The organism is Pseudomonas fluorescens (assembly GCF_902497875.1).
GTDB lineage: Bacteria > Pseudomonadota > Gammaproteobacteria > Pseudomonadales > Pseudomonadaceae > Aquipseudomonas > Aquipseudomonas fluorescens_BR.
Genome location: NZ_CABVHY010000006.1, coordinates 92,060 through 111,761, shown reverse-complemented (window position 1 = coordinate 111,761; position 19,702 = coordinate 92,060). Strand labels below are relative to the sequence as shown.

The 19,702-nt window shown below is 60.4% G+C and carries 17 protein-coding genes and 1 riboswitch; of the genes, 7 read left to right on the top strand and 10 right to left on the bottom strand.

Features of this window, described 5'->3' with window-relative positions; translation table 11 throughout:
- Positions 1-70 precede the first annotated feature (70 nt).
- Together F8N85_RS07545 and F8N85_RS07540 are read right to left on the bottom strand one after the other, a co-directional pair.
- A complete protein-coding gene (locus F8N85_RS07545; RefSeq protein ID WP_150803027.1) occupies positions 71-523 on the bottom strand; it encodes a DUF1249 domain-containing protein in 453 nt (150 codons plus the stop codon).
- The gene (locus F8N85_RS07540) at positions 514-1,131 is read right to left on the bottom strand and encodes an NUDIX domain-containing protein (RefSeq protein ID WP_150803026.1); all 618 of its coding nucleotides are present in this window, start codon (positions 1,129-1,131) and stop codon (positions 514-516) included. The genes F8N85_RS07545 and F8N85_RS07540 overlap by 10 nt, the downstream gene beginning before the upstream one ends.
- Before the next feature lie 212 nt (positions 1,132-1,343).
- Between F8N85_RS07540 and F8N85_RS07535 the strand changes: the two genes are divergently transcribed.
- Entirely contained in the window at positions 1,344-2,090 is a 747-nt protein-coding gene (locus F8N85_RS07535; protein ID WP_150803025.1) for an RsiV family protein, read from the top strand.
- Here F8N85_RS07535 and cytX read toward each other — a convergent pair.
- The gene (gene cytX / locus F8N85_RS07530; protein ID WP_412072483.1) at positions 2,059-3,468 is read right to left on the bottom strand and encodes a putative hydroxymethylpyrimidine transporter CytX; all 1,410 of its coding nucleotides are present in this window, start codon (positions 3,466-3,468) and stop codon (positions 2,059-2,061) included. The two genes, F8N85_RS07535 and cytX, sit on opposite strands and share 32 nt — an antisense overlap.
- A gap of 35 nt (positions 3,469-3,503) precedes the next feature.
- Positions 3,504-5,393: a phosphomethylpyrimidine synthase ThiC gene (thiC, locus tag F8N85_RS07520; protein WP_150803022.1), complete on the bottom strand. Its 1,890-nt coding sequence runs from the start codon at positions 5,391-5,393 to the stop codon at positions 3,504-3,506.
- A gap of 151 nt (positions 5,394-5,544) precedes the next feature.
- A riboswitch (TPP riboswitch) is annotated at positions 5,545-5,650 on the bottom strand.
- Between the two features lie 195 nt (positions 5,651-5,845).
- Between thiC and F8N85_RS07515 the strand changes: the two genes are divergently transcribed.
- Positions 5,846-7,285, top strand: coding sequence for a TolC family outer membrane protein (locus tag F8N85_RS07515; protein WP_150803021.1), 1,440 nt, complete (start codon positions 5,846-5,848; stop codon positions 7,283-7,285).
- 141 nt (positions 7,286-7,426) lie between these two features.
- Here the strand turns inward: F8N85_RS07515 and waaA are convergent, their stop codons facing one another.
- Both waaA and F8N85_RS07505 read right to left on the bottom strand, forming a co-directional pair.
- Entirely contained in the window at positions 7,427-8,704 is a 1,278-nt protein-coding gene (gene waaA / locus F8N85_RS07510; protein ID WP_150803020.1) for a lipid IV(A) 3-deoxy-D-manno-octulosonic acid transferase, read from the bottom strand.
- Between the two features lie 22 nt (positions 8,705-8,726).
- Complete coding sequence (locus tag F8N85_RS07505; RefSeq protein WP_150803019.1) at positions 8,727-9,617, bottom strand: LysR family transcriptional regulator; 891 nt, start codon at positions 9,615-9,617, stop codon at positions 8,727-8,729.
- 102 nt (positions 9,618-9,719) lie between these two features.
- On the opposite strand from F8N85_RS07505, the gene F8N85_RS07500 reads away from it, so the two are divergent.
- The 4 genes from F8N85_RS07500 to F8N85_RS07485 all read left to right on the top strand — a co-directional run bounded on the left by F8N85_RS07500 (position 9,720) and on the right by F8N85_RS07485 (position 13,254).
- Positions 9,720-10,052, top strand: a complete 333-nt coding sequence (locus F8N85_RS07500) for a DMT family transporter (RefSeq protein ID WP_150640474.1) — start codon at positions 9,720-9,722, stop codon at positions 10,050-10,052.
- 210 nt (positions 10,053-10,262) lie between these two features.
- Positions 10,263-11,438: an NAD(P)/FAD-dependent oxidoreductase gene (locus tag F8N85_RS07495; protein ID WP_150803018.1), complete on the top strand. Its 1,176-nt coding sequence runs from the start codon at positions 10,263-10,265 to the stop codon at positions 11,436-11,438.
- Positions 11,435-12,247 (top strand): aldo/keto reductase, encoded by an 813-nt coding sequence (locus tag F8N85_RS07490; RefSeq protein ID WP_150803017.1) that lies wholly within the window; start codon positions 11,435-11,437, stop codon positions 12,245-12,247. Before F8N85_RS07495 ends, F8N85_RS07490 begins: the two co-directional genes overlap by 4 nt.
- A gap of 41 nt (positions 12,248-12,288) precedes the next feature.
- On the top strand, positions 12,289-13,254 hold the full coding sequence (locus F8N85_RS07485) for a metal ABC transporter ATPase (RefSeq protein WP_150803016.1): 966 nt from the start codon (positions 12,289-12,291) through the stop codon (positions 13,252-13,254).
- A 140-nt stretch (positions 13,255-13,394) separates the two neighbouring features.
- Here the strand turns inward: F8N85_RS07485 and hldE are convergent, their stop codons facing one another.
- The 4 genes from hldE to msbA all read right to left on the bottom strand — a co-directional run bounded on the left by hldE (position 13,395) and on the right by msbA (position 19,016).
- Complete coding sequence (gene hldE, locus F8N85_RS07480) at positions 13,395-14,816, bottom strand: bifunctional D-glycero-beta-D-manno-heptose-7-phosphate kinase/D-glycero-beta-D-manno-heptose 1-phosphate adenylyltransferase HldE (protein WP_150803015.1); 1,422 nt, start codon at positions 14,814-14,816, stop codon at positions 13,395-13,397.
- Positions 14,817-14,891: 75 nt separating this feature from the next.
- A complete protein-coding gene (locus F8N85_RS07475) occupies positions 14,892-16,313 on the bottom strand; it encodes a PIG-L deacetylase family protein (protein WP_150803014.1) in 1,422 nt (473 codons plus the stop codon).
- A gap of 16 nt (positions 16,314-16,329) precedes the next feature.
- Positions 16,330-17,226, bottom strand: a complete 897-nt coding sequence (locus F8N85_RS07470; RefSeq protein ID WP_150803148.1) for a GNAT family N-acetyltransferase — start codon at positions 17,224-17,226, stop codon at positions 16,330-16,332.
- Positions 17,226-19,016 (bottom strand): lipid A export permease/ATP-binding protein MsbA, encoded by a 1,791-nt coding sequence (gene msbA, locus F8N85_RS07465; protein WP_150803013.1) that lies wholly within the window; start codon positions 19,014-19,016, stop codon positions 17,226-17,228. The genes F8N85_RS07470 and msbA overlap by 1 nt, the downstream gene beginning before the upstream one ends.
- A 35-nt stretch (positions 19,017-19,051) precedes the next feature.
- Between msbA and F8N85_RS07460 the strand changes: the two genes are divergently transcribed.
- Entirely contained in the window at positions 19,052-19,666 is a 615-nt protein-coding gene (locus tag F8N85_RS07460; RefSeq protein ID WP_150803012.1) for a toluene tolerance protein, read from the top strand.
- The last annotated feature ends 36 nt before the right edge of the window (positions 19,667-19,702 follow it).

Here is a 19,702-nt window from a genome sequence, read left to right as displayed (position 1 = left end):
ATGACGAATGACCCAATTATGCTGGGGGAAACTTAAAAGGGGAAACCTGCGAAATGGACGCAGTTCACATCTAGCGCACCACCTCGACTTCATGCCCGCAGGCCAGGCAGTGGCTCAACCATTCGCCGAGGAACACATTGAGCTGGGCCTTTTCGTCCGGCTGGTGCATGAACGCATTCGGATACGGGTAGATCCCGCGAAAACGCCGGGCATGTTCGGCACTGACGACTTCCGCCATCCGTGCGTCGTGATAAACCTGGACTTCCAGTTGCGGCACCGGCAGCCAGGGCAGGCTGTGTTCCTGGCGCACTCGTAGCGTGGTGGTGTAAGGACAGGCCAGCAGCACCTCAAGCGCCAGCACGCCAAGCATCTGGTCACCCTGGGTGACGGCAATGCGCCGCGCGAGCGGTTGCTCGCGCATGTCTGGCAACAGGCGCATCAAACGAGCGTAGTTCGCCTCGCAGGAGGCTTGCAGCCCCACCAGATCGACCCGGTAGCGATCGCGCTGCTTGTTTACGACCATAACCCCCTCACTTCAACGCGATTCAAAGCCAGCCATTGCAGGGCAATGATGCTTGCCGCGTTGGAAATTCGTCCGTCGCGTACGGCCTGCAGGGCATCTTCGAACGCCCAGACCGTCACCCGGATATCTTCTGCCTCTTCTTCCAGCCCATGTAAGCCGCCGGCCCCAGTACTGTCACAACGCCCCAGAAACAGGTGTACGTATTCGGTGCTGCCACCCGGTGATGGAAAATATTGAGTCATCGGCCAGAGTGCGGAGAACACAAGCCCAGCTTCCTCCTGCGCTTCGCGGTGAGCAACTTCTTCCGGTTGCTCATCCTTGTCGATCAGACCGGCTACCAGTTCCACCAGCCACGGATTGGCGACCTTGCCCATGGCGCCCACCCGAAACTGCTCGATCAACACCACTTCATCGCGTTGCGGATCGTAGGGCAGGACACAGACCGCATCATGGCGAACAAAGAGTTCACGACTGATCTCACGACCCATTCCGCCGGCAAACAGCTCATGGCGCAGATGTACGCGATCAAGCTGGTAGAAGCCTTGAAAGCATTTCTCGCGCCGAACGATATCGACGGCTGTTGGAACGGTATTGGCAACGTCAGTCATATCAATCCTCGTGCTTGCGGTCCGATCCGAGGCTCCCCCTCGACTTCGCGCCATCCTAACGCGCTCTCGCCTGTTGATGCAGCCCCTTTACAGTCAGCAGGATAGACGGCGCGGGGGAAACCAACTCTAATTAGCTTAGTGGCGAACTGACCGCGCCGCTGATAGTCGAAGCGGATAACTTTTTGCCTTTCCCTGATTCATGAAGGACGCCCATGTCGCTTGTCAAAATCGTCTCCATGACCTGTATCGCCCTGACCCTGGGCGCCTGTCAAAGCCTGTTCCAGCCCAATTACCGGGCACCACTGGAAACCACTCGCGATGCCTCGGAGCAGATCAAGCCGGGCTGCAGCGCCGCTGATTGTCCGCTGGTGAATATCGATACGCTGCGTTTCCCTGCCGAACCTGCGCTCGACGGCATCATCGAAAAACGTCTGCTGCAAATGACCCGCACGTCGCCCGACGCCCCGGTGGCGCCGACGCTGGCGGCTTATCGTGACGAGTTTTTGCGCACCGCCGGCCCGCGCTACAGCAGCTACCTGCAAGCGAAAGTACGTGAGCAGCATGACGGCTTGGTGATCGTCGAACTGTCCAGCTATCTGGATACCGGCGGCGCCCATGGCCGGCCAGGCCGCGGTTTCATCAACTATTCGCGCCAGCAGCACAAGGTGCTGAATCTTTCCGATATGTTGCTGCCGGGGCAGGAAGAGGCCTTCTGGAAGGCCGCTCAAGTGGCGCACAACAGCTGGCTGATCAGCACCAAGCTGGATCAGGAAGCCGACTTCGTGAAAAGCTGGCCGTTCCAGAAAACCGCGAATGTGGCGTTGACCTACGGTGGGGTGATCCTCAAGTACGAAGTGAGCACCATCGCGCCTTACGCGCTGGGCCACATCGAACTGAAAATCCCCTACCCGCGCCTCAACGGCATACTCAAGCCCGAGCTGTTTCCCGGCCGTAGCTGAAAGCCCGACCCAGCACCCACTGTAACAACCCTGCCAGTACCAGTGACGGCAGGGTGGCGCCGATCTCCGGATAGAGATTGGCCAGCAGGTGATAGGTGCTCACCCCGCCCAACCAGGCCAGCAACGCCGGCCAGCGCAACATCGACGACGCCACTTGCGCACTGCGCTTGCGCAGGATGAAGTGATCCACCAGCACCACACCAAACAACGGCGCGAACACCGAGCCGATCAACAACAGGAAGTTCTGGTACTGCGCCAATGGCGCGAAACAAGCGATCAGCGTGCAGATCACGCCGATGGCCAACGCCAGATGCTCGACTTTCAAGCGCAACAGAATCCCGCTGGACACTGCTGCCGAATGAATGTCGGCGAAAGCGTTTTCCGACTCATCCAGCAGAATCAACAGCAACGGAATCCCCAGGCCTGCGCCGGCCAGTGCCAGCAGCAAGGCATTCACTTCACCGCTCGGCGCGAATGCCAGCGTATAGGCGACGCCCAGGCTCATCAGCCAGAAGTTACCGATAAAGAACCCCACTGCGGTACCGCCGAATACGTTTTTCGCGCGCTTGCCGAAACGCGAGTAGTCGGCAATCAGCGGCAGCCAGGACAGCGGCATGGCGATCGCGATATCAAAACCCACGGCAAACGGCAGCGAACCGTCACCAGCCTGAGCCCACAATGCGCCCAGGTCAGCCTTGGCAAACAGGTTCCAGGTCAGCCAGATACACGCTGCCAGCAGCAGCCAGATGCCCCATTTACGCAGGACCTGCCGCACGAAGGTCAGCGGGCCGCTGACGGCCAGCAAGGTCGCCAAACCACCGAAGAACAAGGTCCAGAGCAGCGGATTTGACAGCAGACTGCCTTCGCTGAAGGCACGGGTGCCCAACAGGCTGGCAGCATCGCGCATGACGATGATTTCGAACGAGCCCCAACCGATCAGTTGCAGCAGGTTCAACACCGCCGGCAGGCTCGCGCCACGGTTGCCGAGGCTGAGTTTTAGTGCCGCCATCGACGACAGACCGGTGTCACTGCCGATCACACCAACGGCGGCCAGCAGCATAACGCCCACTGCAGTGCCAAGAAAAATCGCCAGCAACGAACCCGAAAGGCCCAGGCCCGGCGCGAGCAAAGCGCCGGTCTGCAAGACCATCAGGCCAATGCCAAGGGAAAACCACAGGGAAAACAGATCGCGCGCACCGAATACGCGCTTGGCCAGAGGCACGGCGTGGTCGGGGGAGTAAGTGCTGGGTTGAATGCTCAAAAGTGTTATCTCAGAGGGACATTTGTTGTTGTGGTGATCGCCATCGCGAGCAAGCTCGCTCCCACAGGGGATGTGTGTGCTACACAAATCAAATGTGGGAGCGAGCTTGCTCGCGATGACGGCAGTACAGTCACCGCCAATCTCGGCCTAAATCAAACCTTTTGGTACAGCTGACTGCCTTCTTTCTTGAATCGCTCGGACTGTTCCGCCATGCCTTGCGCCACGTCGACATCGACCGCTTCAATCAGCTGGTTGGCCGCGTATTCACGGACTTCCTGGGTGATTTTCATCGAGCAGAACTTCGGCCCGCACATGGAGCAGAAGTGCGCGACCTTGGCCGAATCCTTCGGCAGCGTCTCATCGTGATACGAACGAGCGGTGTCCGGATCAAGGCCGAGGTTGAACTGATCTTCCCAACGGAATTCGAAGCGTGCCTTGCTCAAGGCATTGTCGCGAATCTGCGCGCCCGGATGGCCCTTGGCCAAATCAGCCGCGTGGGCGGCGATTTTGTAGGTAATGATCCCGGTCTTCACGTCATCCTTGTTCGGCAGGCCCAAGTGTTCCTTCGGCGTGACGTAGCAAAGCATGGCGCAACCGAACCAGCCGATCATTGCCGCACCGATCCCGGAGGTGATGTGGTCGTAACCGGGGGCGATGTCGGTGGTCAGCGGGCCGAGGGTGTAGAACGGCGCCTCGTCGCAGCACTCGAGCTGCTTGTCCATGTTCTCTTTGATCAACTGCATAGGCACGTGGCCCGGGCCTTCGATCATGGTTTGCACGTCGTGCTTCCAGGCGATCTTGGTCAGCTCGCCAAGGGTTTCCAGCTCGCCGAATTGCGCTTCGTCGTTGGCGTCGGCAATCGACCCCGGACGCAGGCCATCGCCCAGCGAGAAGCTGACGTCGTAGGCCTTCATGATTTCGCAGATGTCTTCGAAATGAGTGTAGAGGAAGTTCTCTTTGTGATGCGCCAGGCACCACTTGGCCATGATCGAACCGCCACGGCTGACGATCCCGGTGACGCGCTTGGCGGTCATCGGCACGTAACGCAGCAAGACGCCGGCGTGGATAGTGAAGTAGTCGACGCCTTGCTCGGCCTGTTCGATCAGCGTGTCGCGGAACAGCTCCCAGGTCAGGTCTTCAGCGGCGCCGCCGACTTTTTCCAGGGCCTGATAAATCGGCACGGTACCGATCGGCACCGGCGAGTTGCGGATGATCCACTCGCGGGTTTCGTGAATGTGCTTGCCGGTGGACAGGTCCATGACCGTGTCCGACCCCCAGCGAATGCCCCAGGTCAGTTTCGCCACTTCCTCTTCGATGGAAGAGCCCAGCGCACTGTTGCCGATGTTGCCGTTGATCTTCACCAGGAAGTTACGGCCGATGATCATCGGTTCCAGTTCGACGTGGTTGATGTTCGCCGGGATGATCGCGCGACCGCGGGCGATTTCTTCCCGGACGAATTCCGGGGTGATGATTTTCGGTACGCTGGCACCGAAACTGTGGCCCGCATGCTGCTGCTTCAGCAGGCCAGCAGAACGGGCTTCTTCAAGCTTCATGTTCTCGCGGATGGCAACGTATTCCATCTCGGCGGTGATGATGCCCTGACGCGCATAGTGCATCTGGCTGACGTTGGCACCGGCCTTGGCCCGACGCGGGTTGTTCACATGGGCGAAACGCAGCGCGGTCAATTCCGCATCGGCAAGGCGTTCCTGGCCGAAGTTCGAGCTCAGGCCGGCCAGGCGCTCGGTGTCGCCACGGGCGTCGATCCACGGCGAACGTACGTCGCCCAGACCTTTGCGCACATCGATGATCACGTTCGGGTCGGTGTAAGGACCGGAGGTGTCGTAGACCACGACTGGCGCGTTGATCTCGCCGCCGAACTCGGTCGGGGTGACGTCGAGGCTGACTTCGCGCATTGGCACGAGGATGTCCGGGCGTGAACCCTGGACATAGATTTTTTGCGAGCGGGTAAAGGGCTGAACCGATTGCAGATCGACCTTGGCCGAGTCACTCAAGTTAGCTGTATTTTTTGATTTTGTACTCATCACGGGCTCTCCAGACGGCATCCAGGCATTGGATTTTTGTCGGAGCGAACCTGTAACGAATGGACGCACCAGGACTGGTGCTGTGCTTGGCGCACGAGGGCTGTTCGATTGTCGAACAACATCCCGGACGAAGCACAAGAGGACTCGCCGGGTGACGAGAAATCTTGTTCCCTACGCAGGCGCTAACCTGATCAGGTTCAACGGGATCCGGAATTATCCGATCTCAGCCTCATAGCAAGGCACCCCGACAAGAACGTGGCCAGTCTAGACAGAACTCACAAGGAACGCCAACACCGGTGCAAACAGCGTGATGAATGGCGCATTTACAGGATTGTTGCCGCAAGCCTGCGCCACTACACTCGCTAGGTTGTGCCGACCTTGACGCTCTGCACCGCGCGCCGTAGCCTTGGCGCTTAAATTATCGCTGTAATATTCACTCTAGGGATCGCCTCATGCTGCGCAAACTTTCACTGGCCATTGCCGTGTCTTGTGCGTCCAATGGAATGGCCTGGGCAGTAGAAGCGCCCTTATCGACCAAAACCGACCTGGTCAGCGTCTACCAGGAAGCGGTGGACAACAATGCCGACCTCGCCGCTGCCCGGGCCAATTACGATGCGCGCAAGGAAGTCGTGCCCCAGGCCCGCGCCGGCCTGTTGCCGAACCTCTCGGCCGGTGCCGACCTGAACAACACCCGGACCGACTTCGACCAGCCGTCGATGACCGCCAGCCGCAGTGGCACGTCCTATCAGGCGACCCTGGCGCAACCGATCTTCCGCGCCGATCGCTGGTTCCAGTTGCAAGCCGCCGAAGCGGTGAATGAACAAGCCGCCCTGGAGCTCTCGGCAACCGAGCAGAACCTGATCCTGCAAAGTGCCGACAGCTACTTCACGGTGCTGCGTGCCCAGGACAACCTGGCCTCGACCAAGGCCGAAGAAGCCGCGTTCAAGCGCCAGCTCGATCAATCCAACGAACGTTTCGATGTCGGCCTATCAGACAAGACCGACGTACTGCAATCCCAGGCCAGCTACGACACCGCACGGGCCAACCGGATCCTTGCGCAACGCCTGGTAGATGATGCGTTCGAAGCGCTGATCACCCTGACCAACCGCCAGTACAACTCGATTCAGGGCATCGTCCACACGTTACCGGTGCTGGCGCCAACCCCGAACGACGCCAAGGCCTGGGTCGACACCGCCGCCAAGCAGAACCTCAATCTTTTGGCCAGCAACTATGCGGTCAACGCCGCCGAAGAAACCCTCAAACAACGCAAGGCCGGCCACGCGCCGACCCTCGATGCCATCGCGCAATACAAGAAAGGCGACAATGACGCCCTCGGTTTCAGCAACCCGAACCCGCTGGGCCAACGTTATGGCAGTGACGTCGAACAACGCACCGTCGGCCTGCAATTGAATATTCCGATCTTCAGCGGCGGCCTGACCAGTTCTCAGGTTCGCGAGTCCTACTCCCGGCTGAACCAGACTGAACAGCAACGCGAAGCCTTGCGCCGGCAGGTGGTGGAAAACACCCGCAACCTGCACCGCGCGGTAAATACCGACGTCGAGCAGGTGCAGGCGCGCCGCCAGTCGATCATCTCCAACCAGAGCGCGGTGGAAGCCACGGAAATCGGTTATCAGGTGGGGACGCGCAATATCGTCGACGTGCTCGACGCTCAGCGCCAGCTCTACACTTCGGTGCGCAACTACAACAACACCCGCTACGACTACATCCTCGACAACCTGCGCCTCAAGCAAGCAGCCGGCACCTTGAACCCGGGGGATCTGCAGGAGCTGTCGCGCTATCTGAAAGCCGACTACAACCCGGACAAGGACTTCCTGCCGCCGGACCTGGCCAAGGCCGCGCAGGAACAGCTCAAGGCTAATCCGGGGTATTGAGTTTTATCCCCCCGCAAAAATCAAAAGCTCAACAGATCAAAAGATCAAAAGATCGCAGCCTTCGGCAGCTCCTACGGGTGGACATCTATCCTATGTAGGAGCTGCCGCAGGCTGCGATCTTTTTCTCCAGAGCAACTCGATTTAGCGGTCGATCAACCTTCCCAAGCCATCCAGCAATCGCTTCAGCGCCCCCTGATTGGCGCGCATCACCTTCAGCCCCGCCTCTGCGATCTTCTGTGCATCACTCGGCAGTTCGAACAGCCGCTGCACCGCCACTGCCAGCCCCTGAGCATCCTCCACTTCCTGCAACGCCCCGGCTTCACGCAACAGCGCGGCGATTTCGAGGAAGTTGAACAGGTGCGGGCCGCTCAGCACCGGCTTGGCCAGGGCTGCCGGTTCCAGCAGGTTATGCCCACCATTGGGCACCAGGCTGCCGCCGACAAAGGCGCTGTCCGCCAGGGCATAGAGAAACAGTAATTCGCCCATGGTGTCGCCGAGCAGCACCGAGGTGTTGACGCTGACCGGTTCCGCCGTTGAGCGGCGCACGGTGGCGAAGCCCTGCTGTCGGCACAGCTCGAAGACCGCGTTGAAGCGCTCGGGATGGCGTGGCACCAGGATCAGCAAGGCGTCCGGATGATTGGCAAGCAACTGCCGATGGGCTGCCAGCACTATTTCGTCTTCACCTTCATGGGTACTGGCGGCGATCCATACCGGGCGCTGCGCAGCCTGCCATTGACCACGCAATTGGGCGGCACGCTCCAACAATTGCGGATCGATGCTCAGATCGAACTTGATCGAACCGGTCACCTCGACCGTTTCTGGCCGCGCCCCCAGAGCAAGAAAGCGCTGGGCCTCTGCCTCGGTCTGCACCGCAAACCAGCTCATTTCACTGAGCATCGGCTGGGTCAGTCTGGCAAACCGTCCGTAGCCCTTGGCCGAACGTTGCGAAAGCCGCGCATTAGCCAGCGCCACTGGAATTCCGCGTTTGGCGCACTGGTGAATATGGTTGGGCCAGAGTTCGGTTTCCATGATCACCGCCAGCTTCGGCTGAACCCGCTCGAGAAACCTTGCCGCCGCGCAAGGCAAGTCATACGGCAGATAGCAGTGTTGAATTCGCGGTTCATTGGCGAACAGCGCCTTGATCCGCTCCGAACCGGTCGGGGTCATGCAGGTCACGGTGATGGGCAGCTGTGGATAACGTTCGAGCAAACCGCGAATCATCGGCGCCGCGGCGATGCTTTCGCCGACCGAGACCGCGTGCACCCAGATTCCGCCTGGACGCATCGCTGGTAAGCCAATGGAAAAGCGTTCGCCGATTCGCTTGGCGTAGGCCGGCGCCTTGCGCGCCCGCAACCATAGACGCAATGCCACCAACGGCAGCCCGAGATAAAACAGTAGGGTGTAGAGAGTTCTATTCATGGCGGCGGAGTTTATCGGGTTTTCAACCGATCGCCTGCAAGTGCACGGCAAAACGTTCTGCCAGCCAGCGCGCGGCCGGGCCAAGGGGCTCGTCGCGGCGCCAGACCAGTTCGACCACCAGCGCCGGCGGGGTCCATTCGCTGAGCAGCTCGACCATCTGCCCCTGATACGCCGGATACTGCACCACGTGCCGCGGTAGCCAGGCCCAACCAAGACCACGCATCAACCACTCGGCCATGACATAGAAGCTGTCGGCACGCCAAACCTGCGGGCTGGCCTGCTCGCTGCCGGGATAGACGCTGGACTGAGTGGCCATCAGCAGCTGTCGATGCTGCGCCAGTTGCTGGCAGTCCACCTTGCCTTCGACCGCCAAGGGATGCCCCACGCCGCACACCGTGACCATTTCGACACTGCCCAGCACCCGCCGCTCGAGGGCTTCGGGGATCTGGTCGTGATAAAACAGCAAACCCAGATCAGCCCGACGTTCCACCAGCTTGCGCGCCACATCGCCCTGGGCAGCGCTGGTCAATTGCACTTCAAGGCTGGGAAATTGTTCGGCCAATGCTTCGAGACTGTCGATCACCGGTTGATAGGGCATCGCCTCATCCTGAGCCAGCCGCAGGCGTGCTTCCTGCCCGCGCATCAATGCCAGGGCCCGACCATTGAGGCGCTCGCACTGGCGCAAGACTTCCCGAGCCTCTTCGAGCAGGGCCTGGCCCGCTTCGGTCAATTTCGGCTGGCGACCGCTGCTGCGGTCGAACAGGCTGACCCCAAGGTCTTCCTCCAGCATCGCGATAGCACTGCTGACCGCTGACTGCGCCTTGCGCTGGGCCCGGGCCACGGCAGAAAACGAACGCTGCTCGGCTACGCTGACGAACAAGCTCAGTTGCTCCAGATTCCATTGCACATTCATGGCGCACCCATCTTCCAAATAGATAGGTAATGACTTTACCCCATCTGTGCGACCTCTAGAATGTCGACCTTGGAAAGCAGCACTAAATACGAGGATTCGCCCATGAACGCTTACTACTATCTGGCCATCGCCATCTGCGCCGAAGTAATCGCCACTGTTTCGATGAAAGCGGTCAAGGGCTTCAGCACGCCAATCCCTTTGTTGCTGGTCATCGTCGGTTATGGCATCGCGTTCTGGATGCTGACCCTGGTGGTGCGTACCATTCCCGTCGGCGTGACCTATGCGGTCTGGGCTGGCATGGGCATCGTGATGGTGAGCATTGCCGCACTGTTTATCTACGGGCAGAAACTCGACATCCCGGCCATCATCGGCATGGGCATGATCGTGCTGGGGGTGGTGGTGATTCAGCTGTTCTCGAATACGGCGGGGCATTGAGGAAACCGGCTTTTCGTAGCAGCTGCCGAAGGCGGCGTCCGGCTGCGCAGCAGTCGTGGATTGGCTGAATGCGGCCTGTCAGTAAGATCGGTTTGTTCCTGTTTGCGACCGCTACGCGCTCGAACGCAGCCTTCGGCAGCTGCTACAGAGAATTGCCCTCGACATGAATATGTATACTGCGCCCCTAGTCTTGAACACTGAGGTCGCTGCATGCCATCCGTTATTTCCACCGACGTTCTGATTGTCGGCGCCGGGGTTGCCGGCCTCTGGCTGAACGCACGCCTGCGGCGCCAGGGCTTTTCGACTGTGCTGGTGGAAAGCGCCAGCCTCGGTGGCGGGCAAAGCGTCAAGTCCCAGGGGATCATCCACGGCGGCGCCAAATACGCACTGCACGGCGCGCTGACCGGAGCCTCGGAAGCCATCGCCGACATGCCACGTCGCTGGCGTGAAGCCCTGGACGGTAAAGGTGAACTGGACCTGTCCGGTGTGCGCCTGCTCTCCGAAGCCCATTACCTCTGGTCCCCTGGAACGATTGCCGGCAACCTCACCAGCTTCTTCGCCAGCAAAGCCGTGCGCGGCCGGGTCGACCAAGTCAAGGGTGAGCAACTGCCACCGGCCCTGCAAGACAAACGCTTCAAGGGCAAGGTCTATCGCCTGGCCGAACTGGTGGTCGACGTGCCCAGTCTGATCCAGCGCCTGGCCGAACTGGCCGGTGACGGCCTGCTGGCAGGCCAGACCATCGAACCCCTGCTGGAAAACGCTGAGTTGGTCGGCCTGCGGGTCGATGGGCGGGAAATCCGTGCACAACGCATCGTCCTCAGCGCCGGCGCCGGCAACGCGGACTTGCTGACAGCCCTGGGCCTGAGCCAGCCGGCGATGCAACGACGGCCATTGCACATGGTCATCGTCAAAGGCCCGACCCTCAAACCACTGTACGCCCACTGCCTGGGCGGCGGACCGAAGCCACGGATCACCGTCACCACCCACCCGGCGGCCGATGGTCAATGGGTCTGGTACCTGGGCGGCGACATCGCCGAAGCCGAAGGCGTCGCCCGTGAGCCGGCGGCACAAATCGCTGCCGCGCAAAAAGAACTCGGCAACCTGCTACCGTGGGTCGACCTGAGCCAGGCGCAATGGGCGACCTTGCGGGTGGACCGAGCGGAGCCGGCGCAATCGGGGCTGACCCGCCCGGACAACGCCTTCCTCGCCGAGCAGGATCGACTGCTGGTGGGCTGGCCAACCAAGCTGGCCCTGGCGCCGGACTTCGCCGATCGGGTGCTGGCAGCCTTCGATCGCGACGGCATTCAACCCAGCCACCCGCCGGCCTTGCCCGAACTGCCGAAGCCGCCGATGGCCCAACCGGCCTGGGAGCAATTGTTGCCATGAGCCAACCGACCTTGCACGATCTGCATCGCCCCCTCGGCAGTACTGGCCTGTTGGTCTCGCCGCTGGGCCTGGGCACCGTCAAACTCGGTCGCGATCAGGGCGTGAAGTACCCAAGCGGCTTCCAGATCCCCGACGATGACCAGGCGCGCATGCTGCTCAAGTTGACTCGCGATCTGGGCATCAATCTGATCGACACTGCCCCGGCCTATGGCCGCAGCGAAGAACGCCTCGGGCCACTGTTGCGTGGCCAGCGCCAGGACTGGGTGATTGTCAGCAAGGTCGGCGAAGAGTTCGCCGATGGCTTGTCACACCATGACTTCAGTGCCGAACACACGCGTTACTCGGTGGAGCGCAGCCTGCAACGCCTGGAAACCGATTTTATCGATCTGGTGCTGGTGCATTCGGACGGCAACGACTTGGCTATTCTTGACGACAGCGAGGTCTACCAGACCCTTGCCGACCTGAAACGCGAAGGAAAAATTCGTGGCTTTGGCTTTTCCGGCAAGACTGTCGAAGGCGGTTTAAAGGCTCTGGAGCAGGGCGATTGCGCCATGGTCACCTACAATCTCACCGAACAGGCCGAGCGGCCGGTCATCGACTATGCTGCCGCCCACGGCAAAGCTATTTTAGTGAAAAAAGCCCTGGCCAGCGGCCATGTCTGCTTGAGCCCGGGAGTCGACCCGGTCCGCGCCAGTTTCGAGTTGTTGTTTGAACATCCCGGTGTCGCCAGTGCTATTGTCGGGACCATTAATCCGCTGCACCTCGCCCACAATGTGGCGACTGTTGCGCAGGTCCTCCGTAGAAACTGAAGCCGCCGACGCGGCCGACCCCGACGCAAGAAGGAGCCGACATGCCGCGAACGCTTATAAGAAAGAATCCAAGCAACTTCAAGACACTGCCGTTATTCGTCGAAGCGACTCCCGAAGGCCTGAACTATCAGAGCGTCGGGATGCCGCTGAATTTTTCGCAAACCCTGCAGCGTCGTCGTCCGGTGACGATCGCCGACACCGAGCGTTTCTCACTCGAACTGGCCAACCTGGGGGTGTCGGTTCGCCTGACCCTGCATTGGCAGAACCGCGATTACTGGGTGCTGGTTCGCCAGCGGCGTCAGGACCGTGGCGACGTGGTGCTCAAGTTGATCTCCGGTTATGTGCCGGCCCACGAACTGAACCTGCCGCTGCATACCGCGATTCAGGAGATTGCCGAAGAATGCCTGCTGGAAACCCCGGAGGGCTGGCTCGGTGGGCGCTTCAACGACACCTGGTTGCCCGCGCCTTATTCGACGGCGCTGCATTATCGCGAAGCCCTGCCTTTTCGCCTGACCCCGCTGTCCGGTTCGGCACGGCCGGTGCGTTGCGCGAGGATGCAACTGATCGAACGCCCCAGAGCCTACGTGCACCTGCCCACAGCTTCGCTGCAGCTGATCTACGATCTGCGCCTGGATGTGCCGAAAGAGGCCAAGTCCCTCAGCCTGTTCCACGTCGATGAGCGTCTGGAAGGAGACCAACTGGTGGCTCGGCTGGACCGCAAACGGCCAGACCTGTACCTGATGCCACTTGAGGATGGTCAGCCCCAGGCCGAGCTCTATATCTTGAAAAAGGATCAGCTCCACCCGGCCAGTACCCGCGGCCTGTATCTGGCGGAAAGCTTTGCCAGGCAGGAAGGCTGGCTGGTACGCGATGAGCGGATTCGCTGGAAGGACTGGCTCAAGCAGCAGGGCTTGAGCCAACCGGACAAGGACTCAAGCTTCAAACGCCTGACCGGCAAGGCGCGACAGTTGTTGAAGAAGATCGTGCCCAGAAGCGTGGCGCGCTAAACGCAAAAGATCGCAGCCTGCGGCAGCTCCTACATTAAATCGCGTACAACCGGAATTAACGGGTGTACACAAATCCTGTAGGAGCTGCCGCAGGCTGCGATCTTTTCGGTGCACCACGTCAGCCGTGGTGCCCCCCTCATTTAATGATTACGGATCTTTTCCACAATCGCCGTGGTCGAGCTGTTCTCGACCAGCCCCAGCACTTTCACCTTGCCGCCATAGGCGCTGACGATATCGGCACCGACCACCTGATCGATACCGTAATCACCACCCTTGACCAGCACATCCGGCTTGACCTGGGTCAGCAGGTTTTCCGGCGTGCCTTCAGGGAAACTGATCACCCAATCCACCGCGCCCAGACCGGCCAATACCGCCATGCGGCGGTCGACGCTGTTGATCGGTCGACCCGGCCCCTTCAGGCGGCTGACCGAGGCATCGTCATTGACCGCAACGATCAAGCGATCGCCTTGCGCCCGAGCTTGCTCCAGGTAGGTCACGTGCCCGGCATGCAGAATGTCGAAGCAACCGTTGGTGAAGACGATTTTCTCTTTGTGTGCACGGGCATCGTCGATCGCCAGTAACAACTGATCGAGACTCAGCACTCCACGTTCCGAACCTTCCTCGCGCTGGATCGCGCGACGCAGTTCAGGCGCGCTGATCGCCGCCGTACCGAGCTTGCCGACCACAATGCCCGCGGCCAGGTTGGCCAGGGCCACGGCATGGGGCAATTCCTCACCGGCGGCAATCGCTGCTGCCAGAGTGGAAATCACCGTGTCGCCGGCACCGGTCACATCAAATACTTCGCGAGCCCGAGCGGGCAAATGCAGCGCCGGGTGATCGGGGCGCAACAGGGTCATGCCGTGTTCGCCACGGGTTACCAGCAAGGCCCCCAGTTCGAGGTCGTGCATCAGCTGGGCACCCTTGGTCACCAGCTCATGCTCATCGGCGCAACCGCCGACAATGGTCTCGAACTCACTGAGGTTGGGCGTGATCACACTCGCACCGCGGTAGATCGAAAAGTCCTTGCCTTTCGGATCCGCCAGCACCGGAATGCCACGCGCGCGAGCAGCCTGGATCAGCACCTGATGGTTTTTCAACGCACCTTTGCCATAGTCGGACAGCACCAGCACTTTGATGCCTTCGAGCAGGCTGTCGACCTCACCGGCCAATGCCAGCGCATCGGTGGCAAAGGGTTCTTCGAAGTCAATCCGCAGCAGTTGCTGGTGACGACTCATGACCCGCAGCTTGACGATGGTCGGCTGGTGCGCAATGCGCTGGAACAGCGCTCGCACGCCTGCGCCACGCAGGCTGTTAGCCAGGCTGTCGGCGGCCTCGTCATCCCCGGTCACCCCGACCAGCGACGCGGGCGCGCCAAGCGCAGCGATGTTCAAGGCAACGTTGGCGGCACCGCCCGGGCGGTCCTCGATCTGTTCGACCTTGACCACCGGCACCGGTGCCTCAGGGGAAATCCGTGAGGTACCACCATGCCAGTAACGGTCGAGCATGACATCGCCGACCACCAGGACAGGGGCCTGATCGAATCGTGGCATGGACAACTTCATGGAAACTCCAGAGGCGAAAAAAGCGTCGCGGATAATAACATAGCGAAAGAAGGCGACCGAACGCGAGCAAACGGCTCAGCGGCGGCCATCATTTACAGGACGATCCAGGGGGCGCACCCAGAACAGCTCGTGTCGGCGCACCGCCTTGCGGAAAAACTCGTCTTCCCCGGTGGCCGGCCAACGACGGCCAGCCAATATGCGCTGAATCAACCGGCGCAAGCGTTTCTTCAAGGGTGGGCGACCTTGCAGGTCATGCTGCATGCCCAGCGCCATGGCCTTGTCCAACCGGGTCTCGGCGCCAAGTGACGGACTCCACAACGCATCGGCCGGCAACGGTTCAATGGTCGGAGGCAAGGCAATCCCATAATCCGCCGGCCCCATCGGCCAGCGGTCGTTATCGTGCAGGTGATTGGCGTAGAGCAGCAGCGTACGCGGCCGCCAGGCGCTGATTTCGATTGCTTCGAGCAAGGCACGCGTGCTGGCGACATGATCACTGTGTGGGTCCAGCTCCGGGTGTGGAGTCACCACCACCTCGGGACGGAAATGCTCTAGCGAGCGAGCCAGATCGGCCACCAGATTGCGCCAGTGCGGCTGGCCATCGAGATCGCCGGGCAGCTTCAGCGGATTGTTGCGACGCACCCCACGGATGTCGCTTTCTCCCGACTCTCGCGAAGCAAAACCTTGTTCTGGCTGTTGGGCCATTGCGCTCAGTTGCAGGCAGTAATAGCCCAGTTGCACGCAATGGTGTTGTGGCACACCGCCCCAGAGCGGCACCGCCAGGCTGTCCCAACTGCGCAGACGGCCCTTGAGACGCGCAGCCTGCGCCGCATCCAGGCCCAGGTTTCGATAGTTCTCGGCTTCGATCTCGCCCTGGGTCAGGGTGATGATCGAGACTTCGGCGGCCCGGCTATACAGACCAAACGCGGCCAGCTCGGCGTCATCGGCATGGGGAGCGATAATCAGCAGCCGTTGTTGGCCATAATCAGGGTTACTCAGGGCATGCAAAGTGGCCTGCTGCGCGACACTGCAGAAGCGCCCGCGCAGCGACAGCTGCCCGGCTTTCAGGGCGGTGCCCTGTCCAGACAGATTGAGAAAGCGTTCACCATCCACACCGCGTTCGAGATCCTGGCGATCGTCGCCGATCCATACCTGCGGATCGAACAATCGACCCAGCCAGCTAGCCTTGATGCGCACTTGCAGGACGAGCGTCTCGGCCTCGGCAAAGTCGCCCGTCACTTGCAGGCAACCTTGATGCAGCGCCACTGGAAACTGCGGGGTGCCCGACGCAAAGTCATAACGGTAATCGTCGCCTGGCGCATAGAACAAGTGGTCGGCAAACCACGCTTCATGGGCGACCCAGCCGAGCAGCAGGAACAGCGGCAGTGGCCACCATGCGACGAAAATGCCAAACAACACCAGAATCACCGACGCCCCGAGCAACACCAGGCGCTTGTGCTGTCGGTGGCGCTTGAGCAACTGCTGCTTGCGTGCGCTCATGCCTGTATGACCTCGTTCAAACCTGGTAGACCGGGACCCGGTTACACCAGCGATCCTTGTATTCGCGATCGGCACGGCCGAATGAGTAACGCAACGGCTTGCCGGTTGCACGGGCCTGTTCCCACGCTGCCTGGGTATTGACGAAACTGAGCACGCTGCCGGGGCTGAACTCACGGTTCTGTGGATCCACGCCGCCGTTGATGTACTCCAGACTGATCCATTTGGGTGACTCCACCCGGTACAGAATCTGGATGGCTACCGGCTCATCGTTGAGGTAGATCAGCGAGCCGGTCATGAACTCACGCAACTGCGTGAACACCTCGGTCAGAAGCTTCTTGCCCGGCGCCTCGAAATTCCAGCGCCGCTGGAACAGGTCAGCATAGATCGTCGCCTGTTCACTGGCGGTCAGCTCCAGCATGGGCCTGATGACACCGCCCGCCTCTTCCAGCAAACGCTGCTCGCGACGCTGGTTGTAGCGAAACTTCTTGCTGTAGTCCTCAGGCAGACGTGCCAACGCCAGGCCTTCCGGCTGTTCGACGAGGTTTGTAACTGTCTGGGCGTTGAGCTCGGACACATAGCGCATACGGTGGCGCACGCGAATCCGCGCATCGTCGGCAACGGGCAGAATGATTTCAGCATTACCGAGGTCGAACAGGCCGCGCTTGCCATTGCGCTTGAGTACGTCCTTGGACAATGCCAGGTAACGGCCCCAGGTCGGAATGGCGGCGCGCAGTTCACCGGCGACGAACCAGCCCAGATAGCGCACCGGAATACCCGCCAGCCCGGCGAGGCGCTCGACCACGTCGGGGTGGCTCGCGACACTGCCACCGAACTGATGCCAGGCCTCGGCATAGGCAGTGGCATCGATAGGCGTCCAACCGTTTTCTCGCCAGGTACGCAGATAACTCAGAATCAAACGTGAGACTCCGTCATAGCCTCATCGGTGCTTTCGATGAAATCCTTTTCGTGCAGGCGTGCGTAGTAGCCATTGAGCGCCAACAGTTCGGCATGAGTACCACGTTCGACAATGCGTCCCTGATCCATCAACAGGATCAGATCGGCCTTCTCGATGGTCGACAGACGGTGGGCGATGACCAGCGTCGTACGGCCTTGCATCACTTGGTCCAGGGCGGCCTGAATGTGCCGCTCGGACTCGGTGTCCAGTGCCGAAGTGGCTTCATCGAGGATCAGCAACGGGGCGTTCTTGAGCAGTGCCCGGGCAATTGCCAGACGCTGGCGCTGGCCGCCGGACAGCAACACACCGTTCTCACCCACCAAGGTATCGTAGCCCTGCGGCATTTGCTCGATGAACTCCGCGGCGTAGGCATCTTCAGCAGCCTTACGGACATCTTCCATCGGCGCGCCGGCCAGATCGCCATAGGCGATATTATTGGTGACGCTGTCGTTGAACAGCGTCACTTGCTGGGTCACCAGGGCAATATGCCGACGCAGGTTGATCAGTTTGTATTCCTCGACATCGAGCCCATCGAGCAGGATCTGCCCCTGATCATGGTGATAGAAACGTGGAATCAGGTTGGCCAGGGTCGACTTGCCGCTGCCCGAGCGGCCAACCAGGGCGACCATCTGCCCGGCCTCGGCGGTGAACGAAATATCATTGAGCACGACTTTTTCCGTGCCTGGGTACTGGAAGCTAAGGTTACGGACTTCCAGACGCCCGCTGACCTGCTCGAGCTCCTTGGTGCCCTTATCGACTTCCGGCTCCTCATCCAGCTGTTCGAAAATGCTCTCGGCACCTGCCAGGCCCTTCTGAATCGTGGCGCTGACCTCGGACAACTGGCGGATCGGTTTCGGCAGCAGGCCGGCCGCAGTGATGTAGGCGATCAGTTCACCGGCAGAGGCATCGCCGCGAAGGTACAGGACCAGATACATCAGCACGGCCATGCCGATGTAGATCACCAACTGCAGAACCGGCGTGTAGATCGCCTGGGTACGGGTCATGCCGAGGCTGCGGTTCATGTTGTCGGCGCTGGCCGAATGAAAACGTTGAGTCTCGTAAGGCTCGCCGCCGAAGCTGCGGACCACGCGGTAGCCCTGAATGGTCTCCGAGGCCACATGGGTCACGTCGCCCATTGCCACCTGGATTTTCTTGCTCTGCTTGCGAAATTTCTTGCTGGCACTGCTCACCAGGATCGCAATCACCGGCAGTATCGCCAGCAGCACCAAGGTCATTTTCCAGTTGCTGTACAACAGGTAGCCGAACAGGAAGATCACCGTCAGCCCTTCGCGGATGACCACTTTGATCGCGTCGGTCGCGGCGCCCGTGACCATGGTCACGTTATAGGTGATCCGGGAAATCAGGTGACCCGAATTATGGTTGTCGAAATAGCGGTTAGGCAGGGTCAGCAAGTTGTCGAACAAGGCACAACGCAGGTCGTGAACCACGCCGCGGGCGACCTTGGCCAGGTAATAGTTGCCGAGAAATGAGCCTATGCCTTGATAGACTGCAATGAGTACAATCAGTAACGGCACGCCAAGTACCAGGGAAACCCCCATAAATTGGGTATCCGATGGTTTTTGCAGGGCATCGAGAAAATGCTTGAGCATGTCCGCCAGCATTGGTTGACTGGAGGCGAACAGCACGAAGCCCACAATACTGATGGCGAAAGCCCCCCAGTACGGAAGTACGTATTTCAGCAATCGCAGGTAGATCTTCATGCTGGATTGCTGGGCGGAATTGGCCATGCGGCGAGCCTCGTACGTTTGAAAAGAGAGACAAGATGCGGATTGTAACAGCGAACGAATTACAAAATTGGCTAAGCCAGGGCGAGCTGCTGGAAAAAGACAGCCACGGCCCCAAGGTTGTGCGGCTCGCCAGCGGCGAACTGTTGAAGATATTCCGTAGTCGACGCCACCCGCTGATCGCCCGCCTTCGCCCTGATGCCCAGCGCTTCGCCGAACAAGGCCGGCAACTGCAGGAACGCGGCATTCACACGCCGCAGATCCTCGAATGCTGCTGGATCGACCGTAAAAAGGCCGTCAGCGCCTGCCTTTACCAGCCGTTGGACGGCGTGGCGCTGGACTCGTTGTTCAAGGGCTCACGGGCCCAGTTCGATGGCCTGCTCCCTGAGCTGGCCGGTTACATCCTCAGGCTGCATCAGCGCGGTATCTACTTCCGCTCGCTGCACCTGGGCAATGTCCTGCGCACCCCTGACCAGGATTTTGGCCTGATCGACTTTCTCGATATTCGTTTCAAAAAGCGTCCATTACGCAGCATGCTGGTAAAGCGCAACTTTCAACACCTGCGCAATTACCTGCAACGACGCAATATCCATAACTTCCCTTGGGACGAACTTTTGCATGCCTATGACGAGGCGAGCAAGAGCCCCAGCTGACAGAACAGCATCTGAAGTGTGACGGACTGCTACTGC

What these genes read in the sequence shown, in the direction of transcription:
- F8N85_RS07545 (WP_150803027.1), bottom strand. Translation starts at nt 523, where the DNA reads ATGGTCGTAAACAAGCAGCGCGATCGCTACCGGGTCGATCTGGTGGGG.
- F8N85_RS07540 (WP_150803026.1), bottom strand. Translation starts at nt 1,131, where the DNA reads ATGACTGACGTTGCCAATACCGTTCCAACAGCCGTCGATATCGTTCGG.
- F8N85_RS07535 (WP_150803025.1), top strand. Translation starts at nt 1,344, where the DNA reads ATGTCGCTTGTCAAAATCGTCTCCATGACCTGTATCGCCCTGACCCTG.
- thiC (WP_150803022.1), bottom strand. Translation starts at nt 5,393, where the DNA reads ATGAGTACAAAATCAAAAAATACAGCTAACTTGAGTGACTCGGCCAAG.
- F8N85_RS07515 (WP_150803021.1), top strand. Translation starts at nt 5,846, where the DNA reads ATGCTGCGCAAACTTTCACTGGCCATTGCCGTGTCTTGTGCGTCCAAT.
- waaA (WP_150803020.1), bottom strand. Translation starts at nt 8,704, where the DNA reads ATGAATAGAACTCTCTACACCCTACTGTTTTATCTCGGGCTGCCGTTG.
- F8N85_RS07505 (WP_150803019.1), bottom strand. Translation starts at nt 9,617, where the DNA reads ATGAATGTGCAATGGAATCTGGAGCAACTGAGCTTGTTCGTCAGCGTA.
- F8N85_RS07500 (WP_150640474.1), top strand. Translation starts at nt 9,720, where the DNA reads ATGAACGCTTACTACTATCTGGCCATCGCCATCTGCGCCGAAGTAATC.
- F8N85_RS07495 (WP_150803018.1), top strand. Translation starts at nt 10,263, where the DNA reads ATGCCATCCGTTATTTCCACCGACGTTCTGATTGTCGGCGCCGGGGTT.
- F8N85_RS07490 (WP_150803017.1), top strand. Translation starts at nt 11,435, where the DNA reads ATGAGCCAACCGACCTTGCACGATCTGCATCGCCCCCTCGGCAGTACT.
- F8N85_RS07485 (WP_150803016.1), top strand. Translation starts at nt 12,289, where the DNA reads ATGCCGCGAACGCTTATAAGAAAGAATCCAAGCAACTTCAAGACACTG.
- hldE (WP_150803015.1), bottom strand. Translation starts at nt 14,816, where the DNA reads ATGAAGTTGTCCATGCCACGATTCGATCAGGCCCCTGTCCTGGTGGTC.
- F8N85_RS07475 (WP_150803014.1), bottom strand. Translation starts at nt 16,313, where the DNA reads ATGAGCGCACGCAAGCAGCAGTTGCTCAAGCGCCACCGACAGCACAAG.
- msbA (WP_150803013.1), bottom strand. Translation starts at nt 19,016, where the DNA reads ATGGCCAATTCCGCCCAGCAATCCAGCATGAAGATCTACCTGCGATTG.
- F8N85_RS07460 (WP_150803012.1), top strand. Translation starts at nt 19,052, where the DNA reads ATGCGGATTGTAACAGCGAACGAATTACAAAATTGGCTAAGCCAGGGC.